This window comes from Methylosinus sporium (assembly GCF_003113265.1).
In the GTDB taxonomy this organism is placed as follows: domain Bacteria; phylum Pseudomonadota; class Alphaproteobacteria; order Rhizobiales; family Beijerinckiaceae; genus Methylosinus; species Methylosinus sporium.
In genome coordinates, this window is the sequence record NZ_PUIV01000004.1 from 155176 (window position 1) to 167830 (window position 12655).

The following is a 12655-nucleotide window of genomic DNA, read 5'->3' on the forward strand; positions in this document are numbered from 1 at the left end:
AGGAGACGGACCCGGCTCAGGCCCATTCCTGCCAGCTGCCGTCGGCGAATATGCGCCAGGCGCGCAAACCCGCTTTGGCGACCACGATGCGGTCGGCCTTCGCCTCGCTCACCAGGTGCTGGAATACGAGAGGATTGCGCCAGGAAAACGGCTTTTCGGGGTCGCAGACCGCGTGATATTCGTCGCTGTCGGGATCGTCCATCAGCAGCGTGCCGACCTTGTCCGGCCGCAATTGCGCGCCGAGCGAGCGCTCTTCCTTCCAGCGGCAATGATAGTCGCGGCACACATCCGGGCGCGTAGCGTAGACGCCGCAGCCATTGGTCTTCGTGCAATGCTCGCACCAGACGCCGGCCTTCTTGGTGAACTCCTCGATCTCCAGCACCTTGCAGCAGAAGGCGCAGGGACCGCAGGCCTTGCCGGGAATCTCGAGCATGTGGCGGTTTTCGTCTTTTGGGGCGATGTCGGGAGCGAATCGATTCTGATACATTGCTACAACGATCGCGAGGCCGACGCCATCGCCGCCGCAGCGGCGGGATCGGCAGGAGAACCGCCGGGATCGACAAGGAGAACCGCCATGCCGACAGCCGCTCCGAACATCGATCAAGAGACGCTGTTCGTCTCGACGCAATGGCTCGCCGATCATCTCCATGCGCCGGACGTCGTCATTTTCGACGCCTCCTGGCACATGCCGGCCGCCGGCCGAAACGCCCATGCGGAATATTTGGACGCCCATATTCCCGGCGCCGTTTTCTTCGACATAGACGCCATCGCCGACCATTCCACCGATCTGCCGCATATGCTGCCGGACCCGGTCGCCTTCTCCTCGGCGGTCCGCAAGCTCGGCCTCGGCGACGGAATGCGCGCAATCGTCTATGACAGTCTCGGCCTGTTCTCCGCGCCGCGCCTATGGTGGACCTTGCGCGTCTTCGGCGTCGCCGACGTCTCCGTCCTCGATGGCGGACTGCCGGCCTGGAAAGCGGAAGGACGTCCGCTCGAGCAGGGTGAGACGCAACGCAAGCCGCGCCATTTCACCGCGCGCATGGATCACGCCCTCGTCGCCGACGCCGCCGATGTGACGCGCGCGCTGGCGGACGGCTCGGCGCAGGTGGTCGACGTGCGTTCGGCGGAGCGTTTCGCGGGAAGCGTTCCCGAGCCGCGCCCGGGCCTGCGCTCCGGCCATATGCCCGGCGCGCTCAATCTGCCCTTCGGCAATCTCCTCGCCGAAGGGCGCATGAAGCCGGCCGAGGCGCTGGCGGAGGCCTTCGCAAAGGCGCAGATCGACCCTGATCGGCCAGTGATCGCGAGCTGCGGCTCCGGCCTCACCGCCTCCATCCTCAGCCTGGCGCTGGCCGCCTCGGGACGCCGCCCGGCCACTGTCTATGACGGCTCCTGGTCGGAATGGGGCGCGCGCGCCGAGCTGCCCGTCGTCGTCGGCCCGGCCGGCTGAAACAGCCTCTGCATCAAAACAAGGCGATGAGCCTAATTCGGGGGCGCCGTCGCGAATGCCGGCGCCGCTCGACGATGCGCAGTCGGCTCGCGCGCGGCGCGGCGGAGCCTCGGCTGCAAATTACGTAAAAATACTGAAAAATAAGTCATTGCAAAAAACCGCGCGCGCCGATGACGGCGCGTCCTCCGCCCTGCGACGCCTGCCGATCGGGCCGAATTCGGCTTTGGCACGAGCCGTGCTGTGGCCCAGCGCCGTCAACGGCCTCGGCGAGACCGCCGACGAAGTCGAACGGCGCCGCTTCGAGCGTCGATCAAGGGTAAGGAGGCGAATAAAAATGCCCAAATACAAGCTCGAATATCTCTGGCTCGACGGCTACACGCCCGTGCCGAACCTCCGAGGCAAGACCCAGATCAAAGAATTCGAGAGCTTCCCGACGCTGGAGCAGCTCCCGCTGTGGGGCTTCGACGGCAGCTCGACCAAGCAGGCGGAGGGCAGAAGCTCTGACTGCGTTCTCAAGCCCGTCTCCGTCTTCCCGGACATCACCCGCACCAATGGCGCGCTGGTGATGTGCGAGGTGATGATGCCGGACGGCGTGACGCCTCATCCGTCCAACGCCCGCGCCACCATCCTCGACGATCCGGGCGCCTGGTTCGGCTTCGAGCAGGAATATTTCTTCTACAAGAACGGCCGTCCGCTCGGCTTCCCCGAGGCGGGCTTCCCGGCCCCGCAGGGTCCCTATTACACCGGCGTCGGCTATAAGAATGTCGGCGACATCGCGCGCCAGATCGTCGAGGAGCATCTCGACATCTGCCTCGCCGCCGGCATCAACCACGAAGGCATCAACGCCGAAGTGGCCAAGGGCCAGTGGGAATTCCAGATCTTCGGCAAGGGCTCCCGCAAGGCGGCCGACGAGATGTGGGTGGCGCGCTACATTCTGCTGCGTCTCGCCGAGAAATACGGCATCGACATCGAGTTCCACTGCAAGCCGCTCGGCGCCACGGATTGGAACGGCTCGGGTATGCACGCCAATTTCTCGACGACCTATCTGCGCGAGGTGGGCGGCAAGGCCTATTTCGAGCAGCTGATGAGCGCCTTCGAGAAGGCCAAGGACGATCACATCGCCGTCTATGGTCCGGACAATCACATGCGCCTGACCGGCCTGCACGAGACGGCGTCGATCCACACCTTCAGCTGGGGCGTGGCGGATCGCGGCGCGTCGATCCGCGTGCCGCACAGCTTCATCAAGAACGAATATAAGGGCTATCTAGAAGATCGCCGCCCGAACTCGCAAGGCGACCCCTACCAGATCGCCTCGCAGATTCTGAAAACCATCTCCACCGTGCCGACCCACTGAGGAGCCCGGCGTCGCTCCGAAACGCGCTTTCCGAAGCGCGAGCTTCGGGCGGCGCCTCCGAAGCCGGAGCGGGACATGCGAGCAGGCCGACCGCAGGCGACGCCCAGAATTTAGGCGTGGCCCGCGGTTGGCCGCACAATTTTATCCGTGGAACATTTTTGCAGCAAATGCTATGAGCCCCATCGGTTCCTCGGCCGGATCGAACTTGGATTTCGGCGCGAGGGACATGAGCGATGCGGGGAAAGGTGAATGAAGAAAATCGAGGCGATCATCAAACCCTTCAAGCTCGATGAAGTAAAAGAGGCGCTCCAGAGCGCCGGCCTGCAAGGCATTACTGTCACCGAGGCGAAGGGTTTCGGTCGCCAGAAGGGGCATACGGAACTCTATCGCGGCGCGGAATATGTGGTCGATTTTCTTCCCAAGGTGAAAATCGAGATCGTGCTCGCCGACGACGCGGTGGACAACGCCATCGAAGCCATCCGTAAAGCCGCGCAGACCGGACGCATCGGCGACGGAAAAATCTTCGTTTCGAATGTCGAAGGCGCCATCCGCATCCGCACGGGAGAGACCGGCGCGGACGCCATCTGATTTCGCCCGGATATCGCCGACGCCCCGCCGCCCCCCGGCATTCATTCTCGTCTCCCGCGCTGGACTCGACCGTCCACATCGAACTGAAGGCTCCACGACATGACCACGGCCAAGGACGTTCTCAAGCAGATCGCCGACAATGACGTAAAATATGTGGATTTCCGCTTCACGGATCCGCGCGGCAAGTGGCAGCACGTCACCTTCGACGTGTCGATCATCGACGAGGACGCGCTGAACGAAGGCATCATGTTCGACGGCTCCTCGATCGCCGGCTGGAAGGCGATCAACGAGTCGGACATGACTCTCCTGCCCGATCTCTCGACGGTCACGCACGACCCCTTCTTCGCCGCCTCCACCCTCTCCATCGTCTGCGACGTCGTCGAGCCCACCACCGGCCAGCCCTACAACCGCGACCCGCGCGGCATCGCCAAAAAGGCCCAGGCCTATCTGCAGTCGACCGGAATCGGCGACACCTCTTTCTTCGGTCCGGAAGCCGAATTCTTCGTCTTCGACGACGTGCGCTTCTCGACCGATCCCTACAACACCGGCTTCACCGTCGACTCCGTCGAGCTGCCCACCAATTCCGACACCGCCTATGAGGGCGGCAATCTCGGCCATCGCGTGCGCACCAAGGGCGGCTATTTCCCTGTTCCGCCGATCGACTCCGCCCAGGACATGCGCGGCGAAATGCTGGCGGCCATGGCGGCCATGGGCGTCGCCGTCGAGAAGCACCATCACGAGGTCGCCTCCGCGCAGCATGAGCTCGGTCTGAAATTCGCGACGCTCGTCACTGTCGCCGACCATCTGCAGATCTACAAATACGCCATTCATCAGGTGGCGCATTCCTACGGCAAGACGGCGACCTTCATGCCCAAGCCCGTCTATGGCGACAATGGCTCGGGTATGCACGTCCACCAGTCGATCTGGAAGGAAGGCAAGCCGGTGTTCGCCGGCGACAAATACGCCGGCCTCAGCCAAGAGTGCCTGTGGTATATCGGCGGCATCATCAAGCACGCCAAGGCGCTGAACGCCTTCACCAATCCGTCGACGAACTCCTATAAGCGCCTGGTTCCGGGCTTCGAGGCTCCGGTGCTGCTCGCCTATTCGTCGCGCAACCGCTCGGCCTCCTGCCGCATCCCCTTCGCGACCAGCCCGAAGGCGAAGCGCGTCGAGGTTCGCTTCCCCGATCCGACGGCGAATCCCTATCTCGCCTTCTCGGCCATGCTGATGGCCGGTCTCGACGGCATCGCCAACAAGATCGATCCGGGCGCGCCGTCCGACAAGGACCTCTACGACCTGCCGCCGGAGGAGCTGAAGGCGATCCCGACGGTCTGCGGCTCGCTGCGCGAGGCGCTGGACAGCCTGAAGGCCGACCACGCCTTCCTGACGGCCGGCGGCGTCTTCAACGAGGATTTCATCCTCTCCTACATCGACCTGAAGTATCAGGACGTCTATCGCTTCGAGATGGCGCCGCATCCGGTCGAGTATGACATGTATTATTCCTACTGATCGCCTCGCGATCCTGTAGAAACGAAAGGGCGGCCGAGAGGCCGCCCTTTTTGTTTGTCCAGAGCGATTGGGCGAGGAAGAGACCCGCCCCGCCCTCGCGCCGAAAGATCACTCCACGTCCTCGACCTTCTCCGGTCCGCCGCCGAGCACGCGCTGGGCGAGCGAGGCCTGCATGAAATCGTCGAGCTCGCCGTCCAGCACCTCGTCCGGCGTGCCGGAGGTGTGGCCGGTGCGCAAATCCTTCACCAGCTGATAGGGCTGCAGCACATAGCTGCGAATCTGATGGCCCCAGCCGATATCGGACTTCGACGCTTCGACGGCATTGGCCTCCGCCTCGCGCCTTTCCAGCTCCACCTCATAGAGGCGGGCGCGCAGCATGTTCCACGCGGTGGCGCGGTTCTTGTGCTGCGAGCGCTCCGCCTGACAGGCGACGACGATGCCGGACGGAATATGGGTGATGCGAATGGCCGAGTCCGTCGTGTTGACGTGCTGGCCGCCCGCGCCGGACGAGCGATAAGTGTCGATGCGGCAATCGGATTCGTTGATCTGAATGTCGATCTTGTCGTCGATGACCGGATAGACCCAGACCGAGGCGAAGCTCGTGTGCCGCCGCGCATTAGAGTCGAAGGGCGAGATGCGCACGAGACGATGCACGCCCGATTCGGTCTTGGCCCAGCCATGGGCGTTCATGCCCTTGACCAGCAGCGTGGCCGATTTGATGCCGGCCTCGTCGCCGGCCGTCTCCTCGATCACCTCGACCTTGAACTTCTTCCGCTCCGCCCAGCGGGCGTACATGCGGAACAGCATTCGCGCCCAGTCGCAGCTCTCTGTGCCGCCGGCGCCCGAATGCACCTCGATGAAAGTGTCATTGCCGTCGGCCTCGCCCGAGAACAGCGCCTCGATCTGGCGCTCGCGCGATTCCTTCAGCAGCGCCACGAGCTGCGCTATGCCTTCTTTCTCAGTGTCGGCGTCATTCTCGGCCTCGCCGAGCTCGACGAGCGTGATGGCGTCCTCGAGGTCGCGGTCGAGCCGCGCGATGGAGGAGAGCTGATCCTCGAGCTGGGTGCGCTCGCGCATGATCTTCTGCGCGGCTTCGGCGTCGTTCCAGAGATCGGGGTCCTCGACCCTGGCGTTCAGCTCGGCGAGACGTCGCGTTGAAGTCTCGACGTCAAAGATGCCTCCTCAGCAGTCCCATGGACTGCTCGATCTGTTCTTTCAGCGCAAGCGGCTCGGCGCGCATGTCTCTCATCCCTTTTGGGCTCAGGGCCGGCGGCCCGAGGCCGGAGGTATTAGAGCAAGACGCGCAAAAGATGAAGCCCCCGGCGGAAGCGCGGCGCCGGCCGGCCGCGACGACGGCGCCAAACGGCGCCGTTCACGGTCAGGGACAGAGCCCGGTCGATTTGCGGTAATTCGCGAGAGAATCCGGCAGCGCCGACGCGCATATCGGCGCGGCGATGTTGCGCGCCTGCTGCGGCTGTCCATCGCGGAGCAGCGCAGCGAGCATCAGCCGGACACGCGCCTCCATATGGTTCAAAACGGGGATGGTCAGCGCCTGCTTATCGGCGAGCGCTTCGCGCAATTCCTTTTCCGCCGCGGCTGCCGATCCATGATCGATCAGCCAGGCCGCGTGCGCGAGACGCGCGCGCGGGTCGCGCGGATTGCGCGCGAGCGTCACAGCAGCGCCCGCCTTGGCCTTTTCCCAATCGGCCGGAAAGTCGGGAGCGAGAAGCTGGACTTGCGCGAGGCGCGGCGGGATGAGTGTCGCAGCGCCGAGCGCGACGGCGAAGAAAGCTGCGGCGAGCGCCGCCGGCAATTTGTCGAATGCCGGCCGCGGCCGATCGATCGGCCAGAGCGGCAAAAGCGCCAGCCCGCAGAGCAAGCCTCCGGCCGCGCCGCCGAAATGCGCGGCATAATCGATATGCGCGCCGTGACTGATCGAAACGAGCGGCAGCAAGGAGGGCAGCAGAATCTGAAACGAGCCGGTCAGGAGATTGTTGCGCTCCGGCCCCGGCGGAAAGCGATAGCTCGCGACTGCCGTCGCCGCGAACAGAGCCACGACGCCGCCGGACGCGCCGACGCCGACGATATCCGGCGGATTGAAGAAGACCGACGCCGTCGAGCCGGCGAGCGCGCCGACGCAAAAAACGCCGGCGAACCAGGCCGCCCCGACGAGACGCTCCAATTGCGAGCCGGCGGCGATCAGCGCGACGACATTGAGCAGCAAATGAAACAGCCCGCCATGCAGCAGCGGCGCGGTGAACAATCGCCACCATTCGCCGTCACGAATGGCGGCGAGCGAGGAGCCGCCCATGGCGAACACGGTTCCGACCGCCGGCGTGATAGCGTCCGTCGCCGGAAAGGGCGCGAAGGCCAGCTCGCAGGCGAAGATCGCAGCGAGAACGACCGCGAGCGCGATCGAGAAATAAGGCGCGACGAGCGCGACTTTCGGCTCGGCGGGCGCGCTCTCGCGCGCGAGCGGCCCCGCTTCCGGCGTCTGCTGCGCCTTGGCCTCCTCCACTCTGGTCGCGACGAACGTCGCCAATTTGTCCGGCTCGACGTCCAGCATGGAGAGCGGAAAAACGATCTCGCGGCTACGCCAACCGAAAAGTCCCCCGAGCCGAGCCCAAAGGCCAGCACGCTCCACCCGATCGACGGCGGCCGGATAGAGAGTGAGATGCAAGAACTTCTGATTTTGGGTGACGCTCACATAGACGTTCTGCACGTCGTCCCAGGCCACTGGTGCGCTCGCGATCGAAGGACTGGAGAAATCCTGATCGGTCATAATGATAGCGGGGTTTCGCGCCTGGATCAGCTGCCAGAGGAAGACGAGCGTGCACAGACCGAAAAAGGCGAGAGCCAGCACGCCGGCCGCGACGCCGTGACGCTCATCCGGGCGAAGCGTCATCAAGACGCCGCCCGCTGTGAAAATTAGACTGACCACGAACAGCAGCAAAAGCTTTTTGGTCGCACGCCGGATCTCGACGCGCGTGGATTGTTCGACCGTCATGAAATACACTCGCCGCTATATAGATGTGACGTCGGCGTAAGCTTAGCCGAAATATCTCGGGCCGCCTAGACGGCGGACTCGCGGCTTCGTCAATCCTGCGACAGCGGCTCGCCGTCCTCGCGCGGCTCCGGCAGCGGCTCCAACGGCGGCTCGCCCCTCGCGCGCTGAGCGGCGCGCTCCAGCATGAGCATGAAGGCGTCTATGTCTTCCTCGCGCGTGCGGTGATTGAAGATCGCCGCGCGGATCGTCGGATGGCCGTCGAGCAGCGTCAGCGAGGGCGCCGCCTCGCCGCTCTCATGCAGCTCCATTACGATCTCGCGATTGAGACGCCCCGCCTCATCGTCGTCCTTCACGCCGAAGCAGACGACATTGAGCGCCACCGGCGCACGCATCTCGAACGTGCCGGACGCTTCGATATTGCGGCGCAGCCGTTGCGCCAGAGCGCAGCTTTTTTCGATGCAGGCGCCGAGACGCTCGGTCCCGAACACCTCTATGGTGAACCAGGTCTTCAGCGCGCGAAAGCCGCGCGAGAGATCGGCGCCGAGATCGCAAGGCCAAATCTCGCCCGCCGCCAGCCCGCGCGGCGCGCGCGTCAGATAGGCGGCGTTGGCGGCGAAGGCGCGGCGATGCGCCTCCGGGTCGCGCACCAGGAAGAAGCCCGCGTCATAGGGCACATGCAGCCATTTGTGGAAATCGAAGGCGACAGAGTCGGCGCGCTCGAGACCCTTCACCAAAGGCTTCAGCGCCGGCGAGAGAACGGCCAGCGCGCCGAAGGCGCCGTCTATGTGGAACCAGAGGTCTTCCGCCTTCGCAATGTCGGCGAGCGCGTCGAGATCGTCGATCGCGCCCGTGTCGACCGAGCCCGCCGTGCCGACGACGAGAAACGGATGCAGCCCCGCGGCGCGATCCTCGGCGATGGCGCGGCGCAGCTCGTCCACACGCAGCGAACGGGCTCCGTCCGACTCGATGAGCCGCAAATGGCGGGCGCCGAGGCCGGCGAGCTCCATCGCCTGCCGCACGCAGTTGTGCGCCTCGCGCGAGGCATAGGCGACGAGCTGCTCCTCGAGCGCCTTCAGCCCGTTCTTGCGCACATTCTTGTCGCCGAGCGCATGTTCGCGCGCGACCAGCAGCGAGAGAAAATTGGCGATCGACGTGCCGGTGACGAAGACGCCGCTGGCGTCTAGAGGGAAGCCGAACGCCTGCGCCATCCAGGCGGCGATCTGCCGCTCGACGTCGAGCGCGATGTGATTGCGGCCGCCGCAATTGGAGTTGAGCCCGGCGGCGAGCATTTCCGCCACCATGCCGACGGGCGTGCCGGCGCCCTGCGCCCAGCCCATGAACAGCGGATGGATATTGCCATTGGCGTAGGGCTGAATGAAGCGCTCGAAATCGTCCAGCGCGGCGGCGAGGCCCCGGCCTTCGGCCGGCAGCGGGCGCCGGAAGCGCTCGCGCGCCTCCGCAGAGGGCTCGCGCCAGACCGGCCGCTCGCGCAGCGTCGCGAGATGGTCGATCATCTGGTCGAGCGCACGATGACTCTCGGCGCGAAACGCCTCCCAATCCGTCGGATCGAGATCCGCGGACAAGGCGTCGGCGGGCGCGCCGATCGGCTTCGGCGGCCGCTGTGAATGGTTCATTCCCGCTTCATCCCCGGGAGCTTCGTAAGTGGAACAGGACTAATCAGCTTTCGCGCTGCGAAGCAATATCGCCGCCGGAAACAGCGCGGCGCCGACCTGCGCCGTCACTACGCCACCGTCAGCTCGACTGTTCCTACTCCGTCGATCGCCCCCGTCACATGGTCGCCCGCGACGATCGGCCCGACGCCGGCCGGCGTGCCGGTGAAGATGAGATCGCCCGCCTCGAGCCGCACAAAGGCCGACAGGATCGCCACGATCTCGGCGACGCTCCAGATCATTTCGGAGAGATCGGCGTCCTGCCGCACGGCGCCGTTGACGGCGAGGCTTATGCGCCCGGCGGCCGGATGGCCGATGCGCGCGGCCGGGGCCAGCGCGCCCAGCGGGGCGGAATTGTCGAAGCCTTTGGAGAGGTCCCAGGGCCGACCGGCCTTGCGCGCCTCGCTCTGCAGATCGCGGCGGGTGAGATCGATCCCGGCGGCGTAGCCGAAGACATGGGCGAGCGCATCCGCCCGCGCTATCTCCGCGCCGCCGCTCCCGATCGCCGCGACCAGCTCGATCTCGTGATGGAGGTCCGCGGTTCGCGGCGGATAGGGGATCGTCGCGCCGCTGACGACCACGGCGTCGGCGGGCTTGGAAAAAAAACACGGCTGCTCGCGCGAGGGGTCCTTGCCCATTTCCCGCGCATGGGCGGCGTAATTCTGCCCGACGCAGAAAATGCGCCGCACCGGAAAACGCCGCGCATCTCCCGCTATGGCGAGCGAGGCCGGCGCCGGCGGCGGAAACAGAAATTCGTCGCTCATCGCGCTCCCCTCACAAATAGCTCAGCCACCAATCGCGCCGCCGCCGCTTGACGCCGGCGAACCAGACGCAGGCGGGATAGATCGCCGCGATGATCAGCATCCACATGACATAGGCGCCGGCGAGGCCGAGGCCGTAATTCTCGGGCGGCTGGCCGCCGCTCTCGAGGCCTTTCAGATCGACGCCCTTGGCGAGGGCGACGATGAGAGCGGCGACGAGAATGACATAGAGATGCAGCACATAGGCGAAGAGCGGAACGCGGCCGAATGTGGCCAGCACGCGCCCCACGGCGCCGCCCGCCCGCTCCAACGCCGGCAGCAGCAGCAGGCCGACGCCGAGCGTGACCAGCGCATAATGCAGCGAGGGCGGATATTTGCTGACATTGAGGAAGGAGAGCGCCGTTCGGGCGCCGTCCGGATAGGTCAGCCAAAGCCGCGCGTCGCCATAGACGCCGGCGAAGCGCAAGGCGGCGAATCCCGCTAGAAAGGCGAGGCCGAGCGCGACGAACGCCCGCATCCGACGCTCATGCGGCCACAGGAAGATCGGCGCGAGCCCATAGCCGAGCGCGATGACGCCGATCCAGGGCAGCACCGGATAATAGACTTGGCCGCTGAGGCCGAAGGGCAGCGGCCCTTTTTCATGCAGCACATTCCACAAGGGCGCGAACTCGCCCAATTGCGCCGCGTGGACGCTGTCGAATAGATTGTGCAGGAGAAGGATCGCCGCGCCGATCGCCAGCACGGCCCGCGTCGGCAGAGAGACGAGCGCCGAAAGCGCGATCATGCCGCAGCCGATCGCCCACAGAGTCCCGAGCTCGATCGCGCCCGAGCCGACTGTCCACACCGGGCTGACGATAAAAATGTCGAGCAGGATCAGCCATAGGCCGCGCGTCCACAGAAAGCGCGCGCTCTCGCCGCGATCCTCCAGCGAGAGCGCGTGCAGATAGGCGGAGACGCCGGCGAGAAAGGTGAAGGTCGGCGCGCAGAAATGCGTGACAAAGCGCGTGAGGAACAGCGCCGGATAGGTGCGGTCGAGATCGGTCGGATCGAAGCGCAGCGCGTCGGCGTCGAAGAAATCGCGCACATGATCCAGCGCCATGACGATGATGACCAGCCCGCGCAGGCGATCGATGGAGAGGAGACGCGCTCCTGCGGGGAGCGAGACATGCTCGCGCGTTGCGCTCGGGGCTTCGTCCAGCATGATCGTCATGACGTGTCTCCGCCGGCTGTCGAAAAATAAAGCGAGGTGAAACAGCGGCCCCACCCTCTCCTTCAGGGGAGGGTGGGCCTGCGGAGCGCCTTGCGCGCTCGACCTCCCCCTCGAGGAGGAGATGGAGCGCGCTAATCGAAATCGGCCGGATCGAACTCGCGCAAAGTGCGGCAGAATTCGCAGGTCACGCCGATGCGGCCATTGTCGCCGATCATGTCATGGCGATCCTGCGGCGTGAAGCTGCGCAACATATTGGCGATGCGATCGGTCGAGCAGCGGCAGGATTCGACGATCTCGCGCGTCGGATAGACGGTGACGCCGCGCTCGTGAAACAGCGAATAGAGCAGGCGCTCGCCCGAAAAGCCCGGATCGACGAGTTCGTGATCCTGCGTCGTCGCCGCCAGCGACAGGCCTTCCACCCAAGCGTCGTCCTCGCCCTCTTCCGGCAGGCCCGCGCTTTCGGGCGCGTCGCCGGGGTCGAGATCGCGCGGGCGCAGAGGCGCCTCGGGCAGATATTGCAGCAGCAGCCCGCCCGCGCGCCAGCTGCGGCCGGCGGGCGTCACGCTCTCGGCGACGGCGAGACGCACATAGCTCGGGATCTGCTCGGACTGGCGGAAATAGCGATGCGCCGCCTCGGCGAAGCCGTCGCCCTCCAGCGGCACGACGCCTTGGTAGCGCGCCGCGTCGCGGTCCCGCTCCATCGTCAGCGCCAGATGGCCCTGGCCGATGAGCGCGCCCGGGCTCATGCCGGCGAGAATGCGGCTCTCGTCATAGCGCGCGAAGCCGCGCAGCTTTCCGGGCGCGTCGAAATCGACGACGATCATGTCGACCGGCCCGTCGCTGCGCGTCTGCAATTGGAAGCGCCCATGCGACTCGACGAGCGAGCCGAGCAGCGCCGTCAGCGCCGCCGCCTCGCCGAGCAAGCGCGCCACGGCGGGCGGATAATCATAATGGGTGAGAATGGAATTCACCGCCGGCCCGAGCCGCACCAGACGCCCGCGCAGATCGAGCGGCTCGACGGCGAAGGGAAGCAGATTGTCGTCCTCGGCGAAGGGCGACGCCGGCCGGGCGTTGGCCTCGTCCGCCCGCCCGATCATCTGCTCGCCTGT

At 65.6% G+C, this 12655-nt stretch carries 11 protein-coding genes; 4 read left to right on the forward strand and 7 right to left on the reverse strand.

Translation table 11 applies throughout. The features are described from left to right. Window positions 1–16 precede the first annotated feature (16 nt). Window positions 17–433: a CxxCxxCC domain-containing protein gene (locus C5689_RS04830; protein WP_108916134.1), complete on the reverse strand. Its 417-nt coding sequence runs from the start codon at window positions 431–433 to the stop codon at window positions 17–19. Window positions 434–574: 141 nt separating this feature from the next. On the opposite strand from C5689_RS04830, the gene sseA reads away from it, so the two are divergent. From sseA to glnA, 4 genes are all read left to right on the forward strand, one after another. Then, window positions 575–1447: a 3-mercaptopyruvate sulfurtransferase gene (sseA, locus tag C5689_RS04835; protein ID WP_108916181.1), complete on the forward strand. Its 873-nt coding sequence runs from the start codon at window positions 575–577 to the stop codon at window positions 1445–1447. 334 nt (window positions 1448–1781) lie between these two features. Then, window positions 1782–2801, forward strand: a complete 1020-nt coding sequence (locus C5689_RS04840; protein ID WP_108916182.1) for a glutamine synthetase beta-grasp domain-containing protein — start codon at window positions 1782–1784, stop codon at window positions 2799–2801. 249 nt (window positions 2802–3050) lie between these two features. Beyond that, on the forward strand, window positions 3051–3389 hold the full coding sequence (locus C5689_RS04845; RefSeq protein WP_108916135.1) for a P-II family nitrogen regulator: 339 nt from the start codon (window positions 3051–3053) through the stop codon (window positions 3387–3389). 99 nt (window positions 3390–3488) lie between these two features. Then, a complete protein-coding gene (glnA, locus tag C5689_RS04850; protein ID WP_108916136.1) occupies window positions 3489–4898 on the forward strand; it encodes a type I glutamate--ammonia ligase in 1410 nt (469 codons plus the stop codon). A gap of 108 nt (window positions 4899–5006) precedes the next feature. Here the strand turns inward: glnA and prfB are convergent. From prfB to C5689_RS04880, 6 genes are all read right to left on the reverse strand, one after another. Next, window positions 5007–6138 (reverse strand): peptide chain release factor 2 gene (prfB, locus tag C5689_RS04855; RefSeq protein WP_108916137.1). Its coding sequence is split into 2 segments (ribosomal slippage): window positions 5007–6068 and window positions 6070–6138, totalling 1131 coding nucleotides; the frame shifts between segments, so codons are not numbered across the junction. 138 nt (window positions 6139–6276) lie between these two features. Then, on the reverse strand, window positions 6277–7905 hold the full coding sequence (locus C5689_RS04860; protein ID WP_146188322.1) for a rhomboid family intramembrane serine protease: 1629 nt from the start codon (window positions 7903–7905) through the stop codon (window positions 6277–6279). A gap of 89 nt (window positions 7906–7994) precedes the next feature. Beyond that, the gene (locus C5689_RS04865) at window positions 7995–9539 is read right to left on the reverse strand and encodes a pyridoxal phosphate-dependent decarboxylase family protein (RefSeq protein WP_108916139.1); all 1545 of its coding nucleotides are present in this window, start codon (window positions 9537–9539) and stop codon (window positions 7995–7997) included. A gap of 107 nt (window positions 9540–9646) precedes the next feature. Beyond that, window positions 9647–10339, reverse strand: coding sequence for a fumarylacetoacetate hydrolase family protein (locus tag C5689_RS04870; RefSeq protein ID WP_108916140.1), 693 nt, complete (start codon window positions 10337–10339; stop codon window positions 9647–9649). A 10-nt stretch (window positions 10340–10349) separates the two neighbouring features. Then, a complete protein-coding gene (locus C5689_RS04875) occupies window positions 10350–11546 on the reverse strand; it encodes an acetyltransferase domain-containing protein (protein WP_108916141.1) in 1197 nt (398 codons plus the stop codon). Between the two features lie 131 nt (window positions 11547–11677). Then, a complete protein-coding gene (locus C5689_RS04880; protein WP_108916142.1) occupies window positions 11678–12643 on the reverse strand; it encodes an Hsp33 family molecular chaperone in 966 nt (321 codons plus the stop codon). Between the last annotated feature and the right edge of the window lie 12 nt (window positions 12644–12655).